Source organism: Dactylosporangium sp. NBC_01737 (assembly GCF_035963215.1).
In the GTDB taxonomy this organism is placed as follows: domain Bacteria; phylum Actinomycetota; class Actinomycetes; order Mycobacteriales; family Micromonosporaceae; genus Dactylosporangium.
In genome coordinates, this window is sequence record NZ_CP109153.1 from 1,340,165 (window position 1) to 1,361,348 (window position 21,184).

Sequence of the window (21,184 nt, forward strand, 5' to 3'; positions counted from 1 at the left end):
GGCCATCAATCGTGTTGTACGCGTAGAGGCGGACGGACTTCGGGTAGGCCAGCGCGCTCTTCTGCAGGTACATCACGGCGGCGCTGTTGGCTTCGGCGCTGTCCTGTACCGAGCGCGGGATCGTCCTCGCCACCGGACGGCCGGTGGCGAGGATGATGTCGACCTCGCCGCAGAAGTTGCTGTTGGGGACAGTTCGCTGTGCGGGCCACGCCATGGTCGGCTGGGATCGGGTGAGGGCGTACGAGGCGCTGTACACCTCGACGTACTGCGCGCGTTGGATGTCCCAGCCGTAGGCGACGTGGACGAACTGCAGGCGCGCGGTCGGGCAGACCTCGAAGAGGTTGCGCGGCAGCGGCGCCATCATGCCGTTGTTGTCGGTCGACAGTTGCGCCTCGATCCGGCCGTCCGGCAGCTGCGGCAGTCCCCGCGCGGACGTGCCGCATGTCGCGCTGCGCGACGACGAGGCTCCGGAGGAAGTCACCGACGACGGGGCGCCTGCCGGAGGGGCGGCCGCCGCGGACGACTGCGACGAACTGGGCGACGGCGTGGGTATCGGCGGTGGCTCGCTGTTGCGCCACGACGGCAGCGTGACCAGCCAAGTCAGCGAGGTAATGCAGCACCACGGCCTGCCGCAGGGGCGGCGTCAGCTGCCGGAGCGCACGCACCAGGTCCAACGAGAGGGCGTCGGGACCGGGTACATCATCCGCAATGAGATCGCGGCGCAGGTGCAGCAGGCGTTTCGCCCGCCGCCACCGGCTGATCGCCAGGTTCCAGGCGACGCGGCGCACCCAGCCAACCGGATCGTCGAACGTGGACACCGTCGACCACTGCGCGAAGGCACGCGTGAACGCCTCCTGCACCAGGTCCTGCGCGTCGGCCCGGTCCCGGCGAACGCGTACAGCTGCGTGAGGAGCGCGGGTACGTCGCAGAGTAGAACTCCGCGAAGTCCGGCGCGACGGCCATCAGATGCACCACTCCGGCTAGACGATCCGCAGCAGCCCATGCCATCGGGGCGACAGAAAATTCCCCTGAACCGATGCAACCAACCGCCGCCGTCGGCGTGTTGTTGATGCACGCCGAGATCGGGGCGCTCTGAATCTCGGCGGGTGCGGCTGATAACGGGGGGCCGCACCCGCCGACAGGCCGGGCGGTGACCGCCGTGATCGTCTCCGGTTGTATACCGGTGTTGGTGAAGCCGGGCGTGCGGGACCTGGTGCCACTGAGCAGTTCCTCACCGAAGTCGAGTTCGGCCGGGCTCGGCGTGAAGCTGGGTAGGCTGATCGTCGTTAGGCTGCCCACCATGGCGCTGTCCCAGATTGAGCAGCCCGCCGTAGAGGCGGCACTTGCCGAGTTCGACAAGCTCGGCCGGCAGGACTTTCTGAACAAGTACGGGTTCGGTGTTGCGACCAAGTACCTGTTGCGGAACGAGGGCCGTTTCTACGATCCGAAGGCAATCGTCGGTGCCGCGCATCAGCACACCGCTGGTGGCAGTCCACTGAAACCGAACGAATTCGACGCAACCAGCGCGATTGCCCGCCTCGAGCAACTTGGCTACGAGGTCGTGCCGTTCTCGGGACTCTGGTGGGTGAACCAGGGGGCCACGTACAAGGCCGAACGCGATGGCGGTTACCTGTGGGCGCCGCAGCAGACAAAGTCCGGGCGGTCTGTGGCGCACCATAAGGATGTCAACAACCTCGCGGTGGGCCAGCGGATCGTGCACTATGCCGACAACAACATCCGGGCAATCGGCACCGTCGCCGAGGCCCCGTACACCGCGCCGCGTCCGGCTGAGTTCAACACCGACGCCTGGGGCGACATCGGCTATCTCTGCCCCGTTGACTACTCGGAACTGCCGAATCCGATCAAGCGCGACGACATCCCTGACCGCAGCCCCGATGTTGGTCCGTTCACCAAGGATGGCAACGTCAAGCAGGTCTACCTCGTCCCGATCAACCACCCGCACGTCTGCACGATGCTGGAGTTCCTGAACGAGCGGATCCCGGACCTATTCGGTGGCGCCATCACCCACGAGCACGCCAGCGCCGCACCGACCTCGACCGTGGAGCGGACCGGCCCGTCGGACCCGATCCTTGAAGCGCTGCTGGCGTTCAAGAATGTGGTGTTGGAGGGTGTACCTGGCACCGGCAAGACCTACGCCATCGAGCGCCTCGCCGCCATGTGGCGCGACCGCACTGGGCGGGAATTGTTGGAGTTCGACGGCCGCAAGTATCGAGCGATGGTGCTGCACCCCAGCAGTTCGTATGAGGACTTCATCGAGGGTCTGCGCCCCGGCTCATCGAAGCCAGGTACAACGCCCGGCCTGTTCGATCAGCCGGCAGAATCCGAGGGCGGGTTCAGCGTTAAGGACGGCTTCTTCCTGACCGTGTGCGCGGCGGCCGCGGCAGCACCTGACCGCGATGTCCTCGTGCTGTTCGACGAACTGAACCGCTGCAATGTGCCGAGCGTGTTCGGTGATCTGCTGCTGACATTGGAGGCGTCGAGGCGCGCAACGTACAAGCCAGGCAGCGGACCGGCAAGCGCCAAGAACTGGCAGGTGGCAACACCTGCGCAGCTCACCTACTCGGGTCGCACGTTCTTCGTGCCGGACAACGTCTACGTCATCGCCACAACGAACACAACAGACCGTTCGGTGGCGCCGCTGGATGCGGCGATGCGGCGACGCTTTGCCTTCCACCGCCTCGAACCGGTGATGCCGGACGGTGACGTGTTGCCGGCGACGGTGTCAGGTCCGCCTCGGGAGCTGTTCACGGAGTCCGCGAAGATTCTGCGAGATTTGAATGACCACGCGCTGCGGCCATGCCTTGGTCCGGACGCAATGCTAGGGCAGTCGTACCTGTATGCCGTTGCCACTGCGCTGGCCGAGGCCTCGACACTCGAGACGGCGATGCGGCTGTTGCAGTTGCAATGGCGGTACACCATCCTGCCGCAGCTCATTGACGTGGTGCGTGGATTGGGCGCCGATGACCTCCTCGCTCCAAACACCCGCGAAAGCTGGTTCGCTCAGCACGGCGCCCTGGACCAGATTCGGAAGACGGCCCTGCCGGCGTTGAGCCAGCTGGATGGCTTCCTGCAACAGTCGCTGGAGTTGCAGGTGGTCGTGGACGGCACCGGATTGGCGCGTGGCGCACGGATCACCACGTTCCGGACGAGCGCCGACACCGGATCGCCGATTGGTGCGGAGGTGTCCATCGAACTTGATGGGGACCTGTTCGATGACGAGGCGGACGACGCAGCATGAGTATGACGCTCACGGCATCGCCCCGCGGAGCCCGAATCGGGTTCACCGCGGCCGGGAGCGTCGACCACCAGATTGTCCTCAGCGTGGCGCCGAAAACGTGGCGGCCGCGCAATACGGCAACCGTGGTGCATGTACCCGAATGGCCGAATCGCCGCCATCACGAACTCACGCTGTACGAGCTCGACCGGCTCCACGTCACCGCCAACCATCCAGCCATGGAAGCGCTGCTCGACAGCTGCCTGGAGGTCTCTAGACAGCAGACGCAGCAGGGTGCGGTGCGCTGGGACAGTAGCCTGCTGGCGCCGGATGTACGCCCGAAGAATCTGCATCCGGACGCGGTTCGTGGTTTGGACGGCGACCACCGGCATGTCACGACAGATCTGTTGCAGCTCTTCGATCGACTGAACTTCCTGACGCCACGACCGGAGTCTTTGCATGCTGTGTCGGGCCAGTCTCCGCTGCATCGCCCGCTGCTGTGTCGACGGTTTCTCGATGAGGTGCTGGCCCGAACGCACGCGATTCGCCGTGGATACCGTCCGGTCGTTGCCGCCCGGACCGCCGTCCGTGGCCGGATCGACGCTTCGAGCGTGGTGCGGTACGCCGCGACCGGTGATCCGCGGTTGGTCTGCCGGTATGACGAACTGACCGAGTCCACACAGCTGCTCGGCATCATCTGCGCGGCGTTGGAACGCATTGCTGACGGCCTAGGCATGCGATCGCCGTTCGACGGCCGGTTCGCTGAACAGCAACTGCGGCACGACGCGGTCACGTTGCGGCGGGCGCTTTCCGGGGTGACGACGATGCCGGCTCGGATGGCGCTGCGAATCGGGCCACGCCTGCACCTGAACCGGCTCGATCAGCCGTGGGCCGATGCGCTGCGGCTCGCGTTGGCACTGCTGGCGGAGATTGAGTTCACCGCCGAGGAGGTCGGCCGGCCGTTTGCGGACGCCATTGAGCTGTCCTTTCCCACCGACAAGCTCTGGGAGGAAATCGTCTACCGGGTGCTGTGCCGTAGCCACTTCACCCGAGTGCTGGCACAGACCGCGCTGCCGACCAACCTGGTCGCAGATCCCTGGATCGACAAGCCCGGCAAGCCGAGCGAAAGCCGTCCGGACAACGTGGCGTGGCACGGTCCGACCATCTGGATCACGGACGCCAAGTACAAGACGCTCGCTGCGAGCAAACCCCCAGATCGCGGCGACCAGTACCAGATGTTCGCGTACACCCACCTGCTGGACGACACGGAAGGCACCGTCGAACAGGCATTGCTGATCTACCCGGGCGAAGGAGCCACACGAACGTGGCGTCGCGGCCGCGACACCGCCCCGACACCGGTGCGCCTATCCACAGTGCGAATTCCGTTCCCGCAGCCGGAAGACGCACGAACCGCGACCACCTGGGACACCTACCTCGACCATGCAGCTGAACGGTTCCGCGACGTTGTGACGCCAGTGACCTTGACCCCTTGACGCCTGACACCAGTCAGTTAGGCGTCCCGTCCGCCGGTTCGCGGAACTGCCAGAGGCAGCGCCTCAGATGTGGTTGGCCTTCAAACCCTCGACGAAGGCCACGAAGGTGGCGGCCTCGAAGGTGAGCGCCGGCCCGTCCGGGTCTTTGCTGTCCCGCACGGCCACGACACCAGGAAGGTTGCCGGCCACCTCGACGCAGTTGCCACCATTACTGCCGCTGCGAGTGCTCTTGCGCCACACGGCGCCGGTCAGATCATGCATCGTCGTACTCCTTGGCCAGCGTTCGCATCAGTTCTCTCGAATCTTCCACATTGAGGGCCAGGTCGTCCAAGGCGTTCCAGGCGTTCTCGTACGTCTCGATCTCGGACCGTTTGTCGAGGTAGACGGCACCGGTCAGGCCTTCGCCGTAGACAGTGGTCGGCTCGGCAGGTCGCGGGCCCTCCGCTCGAAAATCGAGGATCACGAACGGCCCGCTCTGCGATGCGCGATGCGGACCTGCGGTGAACGGAAGTACCCGGACGTGAACGTTCTTGGCATCGGAAGCCTCGGCCAGGCGCAAAAGCTGACCTTGCATGCCCGCACGGTCGGCGATAGGTCGTCGAAGGACAGCCTCGTCAAGGATGACGTCAAGCGCTGGCGGGCGGGGCGCACGCCGTGCCAGTAGACGTTGTCGCTCCAGTCGCAGCGTGACCAGGCGAGCAATCTTCTCGTCGGTGTGATCTGGATTCGCTCGGAAGACCGCGGCGGCATAGTCCTCCGTCTGGAGGAGACCGGGAACAATTGTGGGGTCGTATTGCCGGAGCTCGCTCGCCGCCGCCTCGAGACTGACGTACAGCTCGAACCAGTCCGGCATCGCGCCGTCGAACGAGGCCCACCAGCCTTGTGCTTTGGTCTCGGCGGCGAGGGCGACCAGGACCTCAGTCATCGTCGCATCTACACCGTAGAGCCCTGCCAGGGCCAGTACCTCCACCCGCTTCAGCGGCGACTCGCCAGCTTCGATCCGGTAGATCTTGGACCGGCCGACCTCGATCTCCGCTGCAGCTGCGGGCGCTGTGACGCCGGCCTTCTCACGGGCTTCCTTCAGAAGCCGGCCGAGCTGACGGCGGGGTACGGATGAGCCTGCCGAGTCGGTCACTGGCCCACCTCCTTGTCTCAGTTACGACGCAACGCCGGTCCTGTTTGAAACACCTTGCAGTGTCAACTTGGGACGGCGGACTCCACGAGCGGGATTCCCAGCGCGAAGTATTGCATTGAAGGCGCCAATTGGGCCAGGCTTCTATCCAGTGGCCCTACGCAATGCCTAGCAGGTGCGACCCGGGCACGACTCAATCGCTGATCGCGTGTTGCGCGACGAGCGGTCATGAAGCGTCAGGTGCGCGCTGACGCTCCCATTTGGTACGGGAGGCGATCATGCATGTCCGAATGAAGCGCTGGTGGTGGCTGCGTGCTCGGTGTTGGTGTGGCGGCGATTGGCCATGCTGTGACGCTGCTCCGGCCGGCGAACTGCACAACCGAGCCGTTCCGTCGGTCAGTTGGAACGCCCCAACGCAACGCTTCCAGGAACTCCCGCTGCTGACCCGAGGCGGCGCATGGCGGGCGAACGGAGGCAAATGGTGATGGCTACACCGATCGCGATCAGTGCACTGCCGGCCGCACCGCAAGCGGACTACGACCTGGACCTTCGGTCGCTGGAGCCGTATCTGGCGATCGACGAGGACGGCGACCCAGTGCTGGTACTTCGCGATGGAGACACAGTCGTCGTTCTCGAGTTCGGGCTCGGCGGTCACGCCCTGCTGGCGGCGATTGACGCTACCGCGAAGCTGAGCGCGACCGTCGGTCAGTACACCGAGATGCTGCACGAGATGCGCAATCGGGAGAGTCGGGCGTAGGTCAGCAAGAGCCCGAAGGGCAACCTCGACGAGGTCGAGCTCACGGGCAACCCGTTCAAACCAGGGAGAAGCATGAACGCTCAGCCCCATCCGGTCTGGTGCGCACGTGCCGCGTGCACCGCTTACATGCCTGGCGGAGACGAGTACCACCGCTCCGATCCGCTGGTCGCCAAGACCGACGACCCGGCCATCAACCTCTACATCTCCAAAATCGCAGACCCCGACGGCAGCGATGAACACATCGAGCTGTCGATGCTGCAGTTGTCCGACGGCCAGCCGTGGCACCTGACCGAGCCGATAGCCAGCCGGGAGTTGCTGCTGCCGAGCACCACGGCAGACGCCGCGCGCCGCGCCCTCGCTGAACTGGTCAGCGTTTGACGGTCGGGGACTGCGCTAATCCGGTTGGTTTCGCTCGCTTTCCGACGCATCAGGTCGCCCTTCAACCATGTCGATCAGGTAGGACGTGCGCACCTGGTGCGCACGTTCTGCGCCGGCGTTGCAATGTTCGACGTCGCGATGAACAGGTTGTCTGAGCACATGACGGGGCACGTCCAACGGAAGAGGCAAGCATCCGAGCTTCGCGCATCACGCCGGACGCTGCGAACAGCGGCCGCCACCCGTGCTCGGTTGCAGGTAGAGGTTGCGATCGACGTGATCCTGCTGATCCCCGATGCCACCAAGAAGGAATGAAGTAGCGAACCTGGTCTATGCGAAGGAGTATTGACTCGACTACTCTGCGATACAACCGGGGAGGCGGAGATGGCGTCGGGTTCTCGATCATCGAACTTCCAGCGCCACGTGGCAGCCCAGCGTCGAGCGGCAGAAGCTGCGGCAAGGCAGGAAGCACGGGCAGCCGAGCAGGAGCGCAAGGATCAAGTCAAGCAGTATGAACAGAGCCGGATCGCCCAAGCAGCCAACCTGACCGCAGAGGCCGAGCGGACGATGGCGGACCTCAATGGCATCTTGGCGACCGCGCTCGCGCACCCGACACCAGGGGTCGACTTCAGCGCCCTGAAGAGGCGTTCGCCCGAGGTTCCGCTCGATCTCGGAGCAGATGCTACGCCGATGGCGGCACCGGCCTGGCGGGACTTCGAGCCAGCAAGGCCCGGCACGCTGGGACGTTGGCTCGGCGGCGATGCGCGCTATGCGCGCGACCGGGCGGAAGCCGCGCAGGTGTTCGCGGCGGCGATCGAAGAATATGAAGCTGGCGAGCGAGCTCGCCTGCGTCGAGTGGTCGAGGCACGTCGAGCTCATGCGGAACGTCAGGCGGCGGCTCGTGCCAAAGTCGACGAACACAACGCGTCGGTGGACCGGTTCGCGGCGGGCGTTCGCAGCAGCAACCGGCATGCAGTCAGCCGGTACTTCCAAGCGGTCATCGATCAAGTCCGGGACCCTCCCGGGTTCCCTCGACAGCGCCTTGCCGGTTACGTACCGGAGTCCACCCTGCTGGCCCTCGAATGGCGGCTGCCGGCCACCGACGTGGTTCCCGCTCAGCGGATGTTCAAATGGGTGAAGGCCAGGGACGAGTTCGTCGGGACTGCACGCACGGCGGTCGAGATTCGGCGGACCTACCAGAATCTGGTCGCGCAGATGGCGTTGCGGGCAGTGCACACCGTCTTCACCGTTGGACGGCTCTCCCTGGTCAACACGGTCGTGTTCAACGGCATCGTTCAGGCCATCGACCCCGCGACCGGTCAGACCATCACGCCGTGCCTGATCACGCTGCGGGCCAATCGTGAGCAGTTCACCGAGTTGGTCCTCGCCAACGTCGACCCGGTCGCCTGCGTCCGGAAGTACTTCGCTGCCGACGTCTCATCTCATCCAGAGGAACTCCAGGCGGTGCAGCCGGTCATGGAGTTCAAGATGGCCGATCCGCGCATCATCGATCCGGTGGATGTCATCAGTCAGATCGACAAGCGGCCCAATCTGCTGGACCTCACCGCCAAGGAGTTCGAGCACTTTGTCCACAACCTGTTCACGCGGATGGGATTCGACACCAAGATCTTCAATGCCACCGGCGATGGCGGCGTGGACTGTGTTGCTTACGACCCCACGCCGATTCGTGGCGGGAAGTACGTCATCCAAGCCAAGCTGTACAACAAGACCGTGCCACCAACGGCAGTCCGGGATCTCTACGGCACGATGCAGCACGAGGGTGCCAAGAGCGGCATCCTCATCACCACCAGCGGATATGGGCCGAGCAGCTATGAATTCGCCAACGGCAAACCGCTGCAGCTGATCGACGGGAGCGGGCTGCTCGCGATCTGCAAGGAGTACGGCATCCCGGCCCGCATCGTCCCGATTCCGAAGTGACCTGCAGCTGCTCCTACACGGCAACACCGAAGAGTTCGACGTCAGCGGGCGCCGCATGGCGTGGGTCTCCGGTAAGGGGCTGAACACCTACCTCGGTGATGCCCGCATCGTCCCGGCGTAGCCACAGCCGTCCGACGAGTGCCGTACCCGCGCACCGGACAAGGACGATGCGGCCCTCGTACAGGTCGATCTGGCCCGTCGAGACCGGCTCGAAGACCTCGTCCAGCATCTCCTCGAGGAGGAACCGGCGGCTGAGGGTTCGAATGGGGTCGAGGTTTGTCAGGCTGATGCGGGGCACGCCGACGGAGCTGGTGGTCGGGCGGCCGATGAGTCGTCCGAGGACGTCGGCCGCTGAGCCGCGGCGGAGCTGGTCGTGGTGGCGTTCGTTGCGGAAGACCCGCAGGCAGCGGTAGCAGCTGGTCTCCTCGCCGCATTCGCAGTTCGCGACGCGGCGCAGCCCTCGTTGCAGTACCTGTGGGAGGTTCTTGGCGATCTGACGCACGTGACCGGCGCCGCCAGGGACGGTGTCGAAGAGCATGAGCGCGGTCTGCCCGAAGCCGGTGGGGAACAGGGTGCCGTCGATGTCGTCGCGGGAGATTTCGAGCTCTTCCGCCGCGCCTTCGACCAGTGCGTAGAGCATCGACCACCAGACCGCTTCATCCGCGCCGACGGTGACCGGGCTCTGGATGACGAGTTCGAGGACGTCCGTCTGGTACTTGTGGCCCAGCGAGAGGGTTTCGAAGGTACCGCGACAGAGCTGTTTGGTGATCGGGCTGTCGTGTTGATTGGACCGACCGGTAGCGACAGATTCGCCGAACCCGCAGCGGGAGCAGATCCGGAAGCCGCGGCCGGCGACGCCGTCGCTGATGGCGACCAGTTCGCCGCGGGCGCCGGCCCTGGCCGTGATCTTGCCGCCGATCACCGGATGCACCCGCTCGTCGACCTCGGCGCCCGGGGATACGACGTAGGTGCTGCCGTGCCAGGCCCGTTGCGGCGGGCGGGCACCTGGGCGACGTTGGCCGCTGCTGGCCGCGACGAATCCGTAGATGGGCACGGCGTAGCGGTGGCGGGCGCCCTGCAAGGGGGCGTCGCAGGAGGGGCATACCTGGTCGAGGGGGTCGATCGCCTCCCGGTAGTGCCCGCAGGTGGCGCAGGCGGCATAGTGGCGCTGCTCCAGTTCCCGGTCGGGCAGCCGGTAGACGCCGGCCGAGCGCCACACGTAGCCGCCGGCGACGACCTCGGCGCCGGGTGCGTACTCGTAGATGGCCACGCCGAGATCGCGGGACAGCTCCAGTTGTGTGGCCACCTGCGAGTCGGCGAAGGTGAGTTTGAGTTCGACGCTGTCGACCGGGAAGCCGTACTTCGGCAGCACGTTGCGGTTGGCGAGCAGACCGAGCAGGTCTCGTCGTTTGACTGTGTTGAGCACGCGTCCGTAGCGACTGACCCGCTTGTCGTCATTGGCGGCGAAGGCCTCCTGACGTTTGAGTTCGTAGATCTCCACGTCCTGCTCGACCTCGCGCCGGATGGATTCAAGCAGGTCGGTCAGGGCGTGGACCCAGTCGCCGGTGTCAATGCCGATCTCGTTTTGGACCTCTGCGGGCAGGATCTTGCGCAGTGATGCGGTGATGCTCTGTGGCACCGGAGCGAGGAACGCGCCGACCAATGTCGACGGGGTCACGCCGTCCGGGCCGGGGAGGAAGAAGTCGCTGGCGGTACGCCACACCGTGCCGTCCAACTGGAAGCAGTGCCGGAAGAACGCGGCGAGGGCGACCGAGTGGGCGTGGCGCCGGTCGATGCGTTCGTTGTTCAGCGGCAGCCGCGGTGGGCGGACCTCGCCGGCGACCATCCGCTCCGGATGCTGGAACCGGACGAGGTCGTGGGAGCGGCGCTGGGCGTAGGTCAGCACAAGCGCGGCGGAGTCGGCCCGCCGTCCCGCCCGACCGGCGCGTTGAACGTAGTTCGCGGTGGTGGGGGGCATGTTGCGCAGGACGACCGCCTGCAGTTCGCCGACGTCGACGCCGAGCTCGAAGGTGGTCGAGCAGGACAGCGCGTTCACCTCGCCGCGGATGAACTGCTGCTGGATCTCGGCGGCCTTCTCGCTGGTCCATTGCGCCGTGTGCTCCAGCACCGACAACGGCACCGCGGTCATCGCGCGGTACAGCGCCCGATAGTGGTCGATGTCGTCCACGACCCGAGGGAGCAGCCATGGGTTGAGTTCACCCGTGCAGTTCATTGTCGGACAGACGCCCAGCACGCTGACAGGCGCCGTCCTTCTGCACAGCGAACACTGCCAGAGGGACTCGCCCTCCGCTGTGGGGATACAGGTGATCTCGGTGTGGTCAAGCTGATAGACGGTGCCAAGCCGGGGTTCCGAGCTCTTCAGCAGCCAATCCTTCGCGGGCCCCTTGACCAGGAACTGCCAGATCTCCTGGAGGAGGGCTTTCGCATCACCGGCGTATTCCAGCTTCTGCAGCACGCGTTGGAGGTAGTCCAGCCGACGGTTGCGGCCCTTGGCCGGCGTCCAGCTGATCACCTTGCGCTTCGGCTCCGGACCCTCGCTGCGCAGATAGATCGGACCACGGCGAGGATCGAACAGTTCGTCTCTGGGATCGACCTCGTCCGGTGCGCTTACCGCTCCCTGCATGCGGATGGTACGCAGCAGTTCCTCGATGAGATGCCACACGTCGTCGGAGTTGAGTCCGAGCTGCAGGAGCGGCCTGGGCGCCGGCCAGTGGGCCTCCCGGAGCAGGCCCCACCGCAGCAGCCCGGTTCCCTCAAGGGAGTTCCGCTCGTCGAGGCTGAGGATTTCATGTTGCAGCCAGAGCGCCAGTTGCCGCTCTTTCGTCTGCCGAGATTGCTTGCGCTCGAAGACTCCGAACCGATCGGCGACCTTGGCCGCGCGGAAGACGACATCTTCCAGCCGCACGTCCGTGTCGGTGGCGAAGGCGTCCGTCGCGCCGGCGAAGATCAGCCGGCGGTGCTGCAGCTTGGCGTACGAGTCCTGCAGATACGGTGCGAAGTACGCTGCGGCCTGCCTGCTGTCGCTGAAAAGCAGCAGCTTTCTGCCCTCGCCGGGCAGCCCCGCCTGGACCGGATCGGTGGCCGCCGGTAGCGCCTGATACATGGCGGTGGCCAGCACCGAGACGGCGGCGTCGTTGCCGCTTTCGAACAATCGCACCAGTCCCGCCGCGCGGCCTCCGCATCCCAGGCATCCGGTGAGCTCACCAGCGTTCTGGTTGAGCACCCTGACGGCGCGCATGCGCGCACCCGCGCATGCGGCTCGGACGCAGGAGCTGCGGCGGCCGTGGACGTACGCACCGCAGGTGGTGCAGAGCGACCCGTCCCGGTCGTCGAGGACGTTCGGGTCGTCCAGGGTCTCGTCATCCTCGTCCGCGCCACCGGCTGACTCGTCCAGGCAGAGCCAGACGCGTTTGCCGTCGCCCGAGCGGCGGGACCGGAAGATGGCCTCGGTGCCGAGTCGCTGGATGACGCCGGAGAGGTAGACGGCTCCGCAGCGCTTGCAGGAGCCGAATTCGAACGCGGCGTCTCCGCAGTCGCGGCAGCGTTCGTGGTTGGTGAGGCTGACGTGTGGCCCGTGTTGGCCGAGGCAGGTGAAGGCGCCTTCGGTGGCGCGGGCAAACAGGTGGTAGCGGGCCGAGAGGACCGGTTCTCCGTCGTGGTGCAGCGTTTTGTTGGCCAGTGCGACCAGATCAGTGGTCGCGGCCATTGGGTCTGCGGCGTCGGCGAAGAGGTCGGCGGCGACCGTGGTCAGCGGTGTCGGTCCGACTGCCAGCAGCGCCCGAAGGCGACGAACACGCTGCTCGTGGGCGAGGGCATCGCCGGCGTCGGTCCCGGTCAGCCCGGCGGCATGCGCCCGAGCCAGGATCTGCTGGGGGTCGTCCGAGGCCAGGAGCGTCCGGTAGTCAGCGTCGGTCAGCGGCCCCCACTCGGCACCGACCGGTCGTTGGACCCGTGTCGAGGTGACGACGTCCTGTTGCGATGGATCGGCGGGGTCCCAGGTGAATGGCGCGTCGAACAGGGCCTGCGCGAACCGTGCCACCTCTGCGGGCTTGTCGCCGACGGTGGCGCTGGTTGCGATGCACCGCAGCGGACGGTCCCCGGATACCCGGTCGCGGAGCCGCCGCAACAGCATCGCCAGTTCCGCCCCGCGGGCGCCGTCGTAGACGTGGGCCTCGTCGACCACGATGAACCGCCAGTTGCCGCCGTGGTCGCCTTCGAACAGGTCCATGTCCAGCGGTCGGAGCAGCAGGTATTCCAGCATGGCGTAGTTGGTCAGCAGCAGGTGCGGCGGTGTGCGGCGCATCGCTTCCCGGCTGAGCAACTCGTTCGGCAGCAACGGCTCGTCCGGATTCTGCTGCTCGAAGGATTCCCGCGCCTGCCGGTCGGATTCCTTGGTGTCGCCTGTGTACCGGCCGAAGGTGATGTCGGGCATCTTGTGCAGCAGGCTGCGCAGGCGCTTCATCTGGTCGTTGGCGAGCGCGTTCATCGGATACAGCAGCAGGGCACGGACCCCCGGCTGGAGGTTGCCCTCGGCTCGCTCGGTGATCAACGCGTTGAGGATCGGCAGCAGGAAGCTCTCGGTCTTTCCCGAGCCGGTACCGGTGGCCACGACCAGATTGCGGGCGGCCTCGACCTTGCGGATTGCCGACTCCTGGTGCCGGTACAGCGGGCGGTCCAGCGGAACGCCGGAGCCCAGATCGGTGAACGTCTGGTGCAGGACGCCCTCGTCGACGAGCTCACGGAGGGTGGCACCGGTCGCGTACGGCGGCGATGCCTCCAGCAGCGGACCCTTGACGACGCCTTCGGTGATCTCGCGTTGGATCGCCTGGTTGAGCGCGGTTGCCAGCTGAGGGTCCCGGGGTTCGAGCAGGGTGTGCAGGTACCGCTGATAGGCGTCGCGAATGGCACTCGTCGTCGCGAGCGGGTCAATCGTCGTCGTCATGGTCAGGCTCCTGCGATCAGTAGTTCCGCGAGTACCAGGTCAACGGAGGTCAGCCGTGGGGCGCGCCTGGCCAGTGCCGAGTAGAGCCCGTAGTGGGTCGACATGAACCCGTGCGCCGAGCGATGGCCGTGACCGGCCAGCCGGGCCGCGAGGGCGAAGGCGATGGAGAGCTCTGACAGGGCGGTCCACCCGTCGCCGGCACGACGGGCCCGGACTGCCGCGAGACACCGCGATCCGCCGCCCTCGTTGATCACCGGCCGCAGTTCGCGGAGCAGCCGGTCGGCTCGGACGGCGACACCGCGCACCGTGCTGTGCAGCCGTGCGTCGAACAACTCGCGAGCGGCGACCAGCCGCTCATCCGCGTCCAACAGCCCACCGGGCACCACGCGCGCGGCGCGCCACAGTCGGTCCAACTGCTCGGGTGGCATGACGGCCAGTTGATCCGCGCCCTCGAACCGTCCGACAGGAGCGAACGGATCGTCTTTGCCGGCGAGGATGTCGGCGGCGACATCACCGCAGATGGTCGTCAGCCTGTCCAGCAGGTCCGTGGGAGCCGCCTGATGACGCCATTGATGGGCTGACGCCAACATCGCCGCGACCGGCCCGGCCGACCACAGGGCCAGTTCCTCGTCGGGATTGAGATACGGCACGGGCGGCAACGCACAGAGCCCGGAGTGGACCAGCGGCGCGACCAGCGAGTTCGGCGAGAGCCTCGCGGCAAGCATTGCCCGGAGGGTCGAGGCGGGGTCCCGTGCGAGGACTCTGCCCATCCCGTACCGGACGTCCACCGCAATGCCGGCGGCGCGGAGCGGTTTGGCGAGCGTGAAGGCATGCAGGGCCTGCTGGGCCGCGTCGACGTCGGCAAGGTCGACCTGTTCGCCGGCGAGGAACCTGGACAGCATGGTCTCTGGGGTGTCCGATCCGCTCACCACGAGCGGGCGCCCGTCCAGTGCGAACCTGTTGTCGCTCGTGGGCCAGTCAGGCCACGGCTCGGCGAGCCAGGGATCCTCGATCCGCAGCTTCACCAGGAGCGGCCCCGCACCAACCACCTCGTCGGGAAGGGGCGCGGTGGTGCCGTCGGCGCTCACAGCACTGACGAACGGTTTCCGCCAAGGGGCAAGCGTCTGGTAGACGCCGGCCGTGAGATCCGCGGCCACCACCGGCGCGGTGATCATCAGCCGGCCACCGTCCACGTCGATCTGGGTGGCCAGTTGCCGTGGTGCGCACGTGGCAGCGGGCATCCTCACGCCCTTGACCATCAGGTCCAGGCGTGCGCTGCCGTGTTCCGTGACCGTGTCGATGATGCGGGCGAGCGAGAACCGGGCGACATCCGGCCGGCCACCGCCCACCGGCGGAATCGTCTGGAGATCTGCCGTGCCCACCCGGACCACGAGCTCGATGAAGGCGGGTGCGGGCAGTCGCACCTGCAGCTCCCCTTCGCCGAGCGTTTCGATGTCCAGGCGCAGTGGTCGCAGCGACCATTCCGGGCGTTGGCCCGGGCTGAAGAGCCGTACCGCCATGTGCGGCGGGGTGACGGCGAGCACCTGGTTTCCGTCCGGGCCGGAAACCTCGATCCGCGCGCTCGATTCGCGTGGGGACAGGTCGATGGTTGCCGGGGTGACGGTCAGTCCTGCATGGACCGTCCTGGGATGGATCCTGCACGGGGTCAGCCCGGATGCGCGCAGTTCACGGGCCGCGGGCTCGGACACGACCGTGAGGCCCTCGGCGAGGTTGACGGTCTGCGACAGGCCACGCCCGAGTGGACCGCGCACCGTGACCTCGAACGCGCCGACGGCCGGGCGCGCGATGCCCTTCCAGGGGTCGACGACGAGGTCGTCGGTCACGGTGTGGGTCTGCGTCGTCAGGTCCTGGGCTGCGTTCGGGCGTCGAATGCGGACGGTCCACCGCACGGACCCGTCCGCCTCCCCGGGGAGGGTCAGCGTCGGCGGAGTGTCATGGACCGGCAGGTCCTGTGCGGTGGCAACGCCGACCAGGGGATGCGTGAGCATCAGTCGCGGGCGTCGTCGTCCCTGGACGGTGCGCCACTTGGCGCTTCCACCGAGTCGAAGTTGGCGGACATCACTCAGGTCGACCTTGCGCAGCCGCCACCCGTCCCAGCCGTAGGGTGCCGACTGCTCTTCGACAACGACGGGGCGGCCGTTGAACTCCACCTCCACATCGCCGAACTCCGAGGCCATCGGATGCAGGAGCCAGACCGGCTCGGGAGTGATTGACGCCGACGACGGAATGCGCCGTCCGTCCTCGGTGAAAACGAGCAACGGGTCGCCTGGGTCGACGACGCTGATGACGTCCCGGCGGGTGGCGTCTTCCAGTTCGACCGAAACCTCACGCACCGGCTGGTTCACCGGGATCCCGGTAGCCGGGGCGGTCTGCCGTCCCCCAGGCCATGGCGACCGGCTCATGACCTCTTGCGGTTCGCCGTCGAAGCGCAGTTGCCAGGAGGCCACGCCGTCCAGGGCATCCTCTACCGCCGGCAGCCAGATCAACAGACCCCGACCAAAGGGCTCCAGCAACAGTCGGGGATGCTCGCGCGCGGCGGACGCCCGGGCGCGACGCAACCCGCCCAGTTCGAGCAGGCCGGACTGAGCCAGCTCGGTGGCCCGCGCAATGACCCGGGCCGGCAGATGAATCCCATCGGGATCGAAGGCCGGCTGCGCAAGTTGCACCAGCAGGTCGATGCAGCGGTCGACGAAATCCTCAGCGTAGTCGCCACCGAATTCAAGAAACCGCCGCACCGGCTTGTCAACCACGTTGAGACGCGACTGGAAACCTGGAGCGAACGCCCACTCCATGAACTGCCGCGCGTCCAGCCCAGGATTTCGAGCATGATGTTTGGCAAGCAGCGCCAGCAAGTCACCCAGGCAGAATTCCGGCACGCCCGCATGCACGAGGATCTCGCTGACGTTGACCAGCGGAAGGCCCGGGAACCGGGCCAGGCCGAACCGGCCCAATGCGGTCCGGAACTGTTCACCCCACCGTTGCTGATCGCTCTGGTCGGTGTAGGTGATGCCGGCCTCCCGCCAGACGCCCGGCCAGAATGCGCCATGCTCGTAGTGCACGGCGCCGACCCTGGCAAGTCCCATGGCCACGATGGCCGGATACCGGCGTAGCAGGCGTTCACGGTAGGAATCGTCGGCGTCGCGGTAGACGAGACCCAGGTAGGAGAGCGCCTGGAACACCTCGTCGTCCGGCACCTCCACCTCGGCGACAAGGGAGACTCCTCGCAGCAGGGACTGCCAGGAATGTTCCCGCTCGACCAAGAACTCTCCAGCGCGCGACATAGCAGCTCCATCCTGCAGGCAAAGCTCGATCTGATCGATGGGAATTGACAACTTCCCATCGGCTTCGACCACAGCGGTCTTCAATATTCACAGTGTTTGAGTCGACCGAGATGAGGAGACCAGCCAACGACGCACCCATCCTGCCGCGCTGGATCAATCGAAAGATCGACCGTTTGTCATGCCGTTCCTGCCCGTTCGGATAAATCGACGATCACAACGGCAACACGACACCTGGCATTTGGCAAAGCGGAAGGAGCTGAATGAGGTCCAGCGTTTGTCAGTTGCCGCGCCGATCCGTGTTGGACAGGTGCTTCACCAGCGTCCCGACCTCGGTGTGCAGGCGGCGGAGTTCGCCGGCGGTCGGGGCGGTGTCGTAGCAGTGGTGGTGCGTGGCGGTGGACAGGGCGCCCCAGGCGAACGCGGCTCGTCTGGCCAGGTCCTGGCCGGAGCGGCGGCGCAGCATCAGCAGCCTCGTCCGCTGTGCGGTGCAGGCCGCGACCTGCGGGCTGGTCGTCAGCCAGTACTGCTCGATGGCGAGTTCCAAAGCCAGCCGGATCAGGCACGCGCACACCTTCGGCCACCACACGCCGGACGGTCCGCGACGCAGCAGGCCGTCGGCGGCGTCAAGGCAGAGGCCGGGCGTCATCGCAGGGCCTCGGCGAGTCGGCGGGTGTCGCTGACGAAGCCGGGCAGGTCGGCGACGGGATGGCCGCCGTGCACCGCCTTGCGGCTGAGGTTGTACGCGTTGACGGCCCAGCCGCCGTACGCGTTCCGGAGCCGGCCGAGGACGTCCCCGCCGCGCTCGGCGTCGTCGAAGAGCGCCAACGCGAACAGCGTCGTCGTCTTCTGTGCGTGCTGCAGCGCGTCCTCGATGTCCGCGTGGCGCTCGCCCCGGGCGGTCCGGACCCGCCATACGACCCGCTGGCAGGCGTACTCCAGCGCCGACCGGCACAGCTCCGCGACGACCGGGGTCCGGACGTCGGCGTCGACCTCCTCCGAGCGGGCCAGTGCCCTGGCGTCGTCGAGGTAGCGCAGCGCCGGGTCAGCGGTCGGCCTGATGGACACGACGGACTGTTCGGCCCGCACGACCTGCAGGGTGACCGCGTCGATCTCGAGGCGACGGACCGCGTCCGACAGTCGAGGGTCGTGGGTGAACACGACGACCTGACGATCGGTGGCGATTGCCGCCAGTACCCGGGCGAGACCGTCCACCTTGGACGGATCCATGCTCTGCACGGGGTCGTCGATGACCACGAACCGGAACGGGCTTTCCGACGCGCAGGCCCGGGGCAGGAACATCGCGAGGCCGAGGGCGTGCATCTCGCCCTGGCTCATGACGCCGAGGGCGGTGCCGTTGTCGGCGCCGTCGACGCTGATCGGGAACTCGATGCGGCGGCGGGTGGCGGTGCCGGCGAGGCTCATCGTGCCGAGTTGGACGTTGCTCTCCTGGCGCAGTTCTTCCCAGATCTGCTGGGCGTGGGCGGCGAACGGTGCCAGGCGCTGGTTGCGCAGCACGATCGCGGCGTCCTTGAGCCAGGCCCGTGCGGCCTTGAGGTCGGCGAGTTCCGACGCCTGTTGCGGCACCTCATGCGCGGCGTCCGCCCAGCGTCGCAGGTCGGGCAGGATCTGCTGCCAGCCCGTGTCGCGGCGCTCCAGCCACTCGGCCGCCGCGGCGCGCACCTCGTCGACGGCCGCCACGAGCTGGGGGTACCAGGTGAGCAGGTGCACGGCAAGGTCCTCACCGGCGGGCGGTGCGGCCCGCAGACCCTCAGCCGCCGCAAGGGCCGGCTCGTCGGGCAGCCCGTCAGGGGCCGGCGGCAGCGACAGGTTGGCGGTGACGGCGCGGGCCCGGCGGACCAGCTCCGCGCGCCGGGTCGTGGCCCGCTGGGCGCTGAGCGCGGTGCCGCGCGTGGCTTCGAGCGTCGCGGCGGCGGAGGAGCGCCAGTCGTCGTCGAGGGTGCCGACCTGGCAGACCGGGCACGGGCCGGTGCCGGCCGAGTTCTGGTGGTCGAGCGCGAGCCTCAGCAGCTCGGCGAGTCGGACCGTCGCAGTGGTGTCGGCGGCGCCGCCGGCCTGGGCGGACACCGAACGGAGCTCCTCCGCCAGGGCCGCGACCTCGCCGAGATCGGGCAGCGAGAGGGTGGCCCACTGGCGGTACCGGTCGATCAGCTCGCCGGACAGCGGCTCGTCCAGGATCGCGGCGAGGTCCGTCGATGCGAGGGCGACGGCGGCCCGGCGTGCCCGGTCGTCGTCGATCGCGGCCAGGGCGTCGCGCAGCCGGGTCCGGTCGGCCCGGTGCTGCTTGGTCGCCGCCTCAAGGGGCTTGATCGCGGCGTGCAGTCGCTGGTCTGCGGTGGAGAGCACGTCGAGGCCGAGGATGGCGTCGATGGCGTCGAACAGGGCGGATGGCGTACCCGTGACGAGCCGACCGACCTCGGCGGCCGTGAGGAACGGACGGTAGAGCTCCATCGGCCGGCGCAGCTCGGAGAGTTCGCCGACCACGTCCGCGTCGGCGAGCCCCGCTTCGGCGGTCCAGGAGCGGCGCAGTCGCATCGGCGTGGTGGTGCCGTCGACGCGGAGTTCGGCTTCGATGCCGCACGGGTCGGGGTGGTGCAGGTTGCGCCAGCCGGTGCGCCACACGCTGGAGCGGTCTGCCCAGCGGGCGCTGTCGCCGGTGAGGAGCAGCTCGATCGCCTCGGCGAAGCTCGACTTGCCGGAGCCGTTGCGGCCCACGACGAGAGTCAGGCCGGGGCCAGGGCGGATCGGCAGGGTCCTGGCGGGGCCGACGCCGCGGAACCCGGCAACGGTCACGGAGGACAGGAAGATGTGGCCGACCGGCGGTTCCGGGGACGGCGGGTCGGTGGCCAGGGTGGAGGCATCGAGGGCAGCCAGGACGAGTTCGGCGGTGCGGGTGTCGACCTGCTCGCTGGCGAGGCGGTCGAAGATGAGTTCGAGCAGCGTGGTCATCACAGCTCCGGTTCGACGGGAGGTTCGATGGGAGGTGCAGGAAGCGCGGCGCGATTACTGGAACTTACTGGAAGCTACTGGAACGCCGCAACAGGGTTTCGTGCCCGCATATGCAATTCCGCAGGTCAATGGGCCTAAAGTCGTCACCTTGGGTAAGACGATCAGTACGATCCACTCCACCGAAGTGGGTATTGCTGGAATTTACTGGAGGACGTACGCTCACGGACGTGCCTGACAGCGCTGAGGAACTCGAGCAGCAGATCGAGGTGCTGCGCGTTGCCGTCCGTCAGGCGATGGCCGCCGGCGACCGCCCTCGCGCGCGCTCCCTCAAGGCCGACCTCCGCGCCCTGCAGGACGCATGGGAGGAAGCCGTCGAGACCTTGGCGCCGGAAGAGACCACAGCGCCGACCCAGCGCGACGGCGCCTCGATCCTGCCTCTGCGCGAGCAGGTCCACAGCGCGCTCACCCTGCTCGCCGTGCCGGCCGCGCCGAAGCTGATCGCCCAGGTGTACAACGCCTGCTTCGGCGGCGACATCAACAGCGCCAAACTCACCAGCCTCCGCCGCGACGAAGAGCGCTCGTTTCGCACGGCGCCGTTCGCCCGGCCGTATTACCTGTGCGCCGCGCTCACGGCCGATCGGCTCGCCCCGGTCCGCGGGCTGCTCGCGATCTCCACCTGGCAGCTCGACCGCCGCATCGTCGGCCCGCTGAGCCCGCGCGTCGACTTCCTCACCGCAGCCGTCAGCATCGCCGAACACATCGACCGCCTGCCCGGCATCGACCGCAACGCCGCCCGGCTGCTGTGGCTCTTCGCCGAGAACATCCCCGGCGCCGCGGACGGCATCGGCTCGACCAAGCCGGACACCGTCATCCGCGCCGCCCGCTCAGAACTGCTCACGCACCAACCCGTCGACCGGTCGCACCGCGAAGCGGCCGCCCGCCGGGCCAGGACACAACTCGACGACGCCGACCAGCTCTTCGGCAGCCACCTCAGGAGTGTGCGCACCGGCACCGATTCCTAG

At 67.4% G+C, this 21,184-nt stretch carries 14 protein-coding genes; 7 read left to right on the forward strand and 7 right to left on the reverse strand.

Features of this window, described 5'->3' with window-relative positions; all coding sequences use genetic code 11:
- Nucleotides 1-5: 5 nt before the first annotated feature.
- Nucleotides 6-860, reverse strand: coding sequence for a SigE family RNA polymerase sigma factor (locus tag OHA72_RS06015; RefSeq protein WP_327006853.1), 855 nt, complete (start codon nucleotides 858-860; stop codon nucleotides 6-8).
- Between the two features lie 290 nt (nucleotides 861-1,150).
- On the opposite strand from OHA72_RS06015, the gene OHA72_RS06020 reads away from it, so the two are divergent.
- Both OHA72_RS06020 and OHA72_RS06025 read left to right on the forward strand, forming a co-directional pair.
- A complete protein-coding gene (locus tag OHA72_RS06020) occupies nucleotides 1,151-3,259 on the forward strand; it encodes an McrB family protein (RefSeq protein WP_327006854.1) in 2,109 nt (702 codons plus the stop codon).
- Complete coding sequence (locus OHA72_RS06025; RefSeq protein ID WP_327006855.1) at nucleotides 3,256-4,728, forward strand: 5-methylcytosine restriction system specificity protein McrC; 1,473 nt, start codon at nucleotides 3,256-3,258, stop codon at nucleotides 4,726-4,728. Before OHA72_RS06020 ends, OHA72_RS06025 begins: the two co-directional genes overlap by 4 nt.
- 63 nt (nucleotides 4,729-4,791) lie before the next feature.
- Here the strand turns inward: OHA72_RS06025 and OHA72_RS06030 are convergent, their stop codons facing one another.
- Both OHA72_RS06030 and OHA72_RS06035 read right to left on the reverse strand, forming a co-directional pair.
- On the reverse strand, nucleotides 4,792-4,989 hold the full coding sequence (locus OHA72_RS06030; protein ID WP_327006856.1) for a DUF397 domain-containing protein: 198 nt from the start codon (nucleotides 4,987-4,989) through the stop codon (nucleotides 4,792-4,794).
- Entirely contained in the window at nucleotides 4,982-5,863 is an 882-nt protein-coding gene (locus OHA72_RS06035; RefSeq protein ID WP_327006857.1) for a helix-turn-helix domain-containing protein, read from the reverse strand. The genes OHA72_RS06030 and OHA72_RS06035 overlap by 8 nt, the downstream gene beginning before the upstream one ends.
- 481 nt (nucleotides 5,864-6,344) lie before the next feature.
- Between OHA72_RS06035 and OHA72_RS06040 the strand changes: the two genes are divergently transcribed.
- The 4 genes from OHA72_RS06040 (at nucleotide 6,345) to OHA72_RS06055 (ending at nucleotide 8,930) form a co-directional block, all read left to right on the forward strand.
- On the forward strand, nucleotides 6,345-6,617 hold the full coding sequence (locus OHA72_RS06040) for a hypothetical protein (RefSeq protein ID WP_327006858.1): 273 nt from the start codon (nucleotides 6,345-6,347) through the stop codon (nucleotides 6,615-6,617).
- Between the two features lie 72 nt (nucleotides 6,618-6,689).
- A complete protein-coding gene (locus tag OHA72_RS06045; protein WP_327006859.1) occupies nucleotides 6,690-6,995 on the forward strand; it encodes a hypothetical protein in 306 nt (101 codons plus the stop codon).
- 96 nt (nucleotides 6,996-7,091) lie between these two features.
- A complete protein-coding gene (locus OHA72_RS06050) occupies nucleotides 7,092-7,307 on the forward strand; it encodes a hypothetical protein (RefSeq protein ID WP_327006860.1) in 216 nt (71 codons plus the stop codon).
- Between the two features lie 69 nt (nucleotides 7,308-7,376).
- Nucleotides 7,377-8,930 carry a restriction endonuclease gene (locus OHA72_RS06055; protein ID WP_327006861.1) on the forward strand — a complete coding sequence of 518 codons (1,554 nt, stop codon included), beginning with the start codon at nucleotides 7,377-7,379 and terminating at the stop codon, nucleotides 8,928-8,930.
- Between the two features lie 13 nt (nucleotides 8,931-8,943).
- Here the strand turns inward: OHA72_RS06055 and OHA72_RS06060 are convergent, their stop codons facing one another.
- The 4 genes from OHA72_RS06060 to OHA72_RS06075 all read right to left on the reverse strand — a co-directional run bounded on the left by OHA72_RS06060 (nucleotide 8,944) and on the right by OHA72_RS06075 (nucleotide 20,162).
- Nucleotides 8,944-13,893 carry a DEAD/DEAH box helicase gene (locus OHA72_RS06060; protein ID WP_327006862.1) on the reverse strand — a complete coding sequence of 1,650 codons (4,950 nt, stop codon included), beginning with the start codon at nucleotides 13,891-13,893 and terminating at the stop codon, nucleotides 8,944-8,946.
- Between the two features lie 2 nt (nucleotides 13,894-13,895).
- Nucleotides 13,896-17,279, reverse strand: a complete 3,384-nt coding sequence (locus OHA72_RS06065; protein WP_327006863.1) for a hypothetical protein — start codon at nucleotides 17,277-17,279, stop codon at nucleotides 13,896-13,898.
- Between the two features lie 193 nt (nucleotides 17,280-17,472).
- On the reverse strand, nucleotides 17,473-17,841 hold the full coding sequence (locus OHA72_RS06070; protein ID WP_327006864.1) for a hypothetical protein: 369 nt from the start codon (nucleotides 17,839-17,841) through the stop codon (nucleotides 17,473-17,475).
- On the reverse strand, nucleotides 17,838-20,162 hold the full coding sequence (locus OHA72_RS06075; RefSeq protein ID WP_327006865.1) for an AAA family ATPase: 2,325 nt from the start codon (nucleotides 20,160-20,162) through the stop codon (nucleotides 17,838-17,840). Before OHA72_RS06075 ends, OHA72_RS06070 begins: the two co-directional genes overlap by 4 nt.
- A gap of 227 nt (nucleotides 20,163-20,389) precedes the next feature.
- Between OHA72_RS06075 and OHA72_RS06080 the strand changes: the two genes are divergently transcribed.
- On the forward strand, nucleotides 20,390-21,184 hold the full coding sequence (locus OHA72_RS06080) for a hypothetical protein (RefSeq protein ID WP_327006866.1): 795 nt from the start codon (nucleotides 20,390-20,392) through the stop codon (nucleotides 21,182-21,184).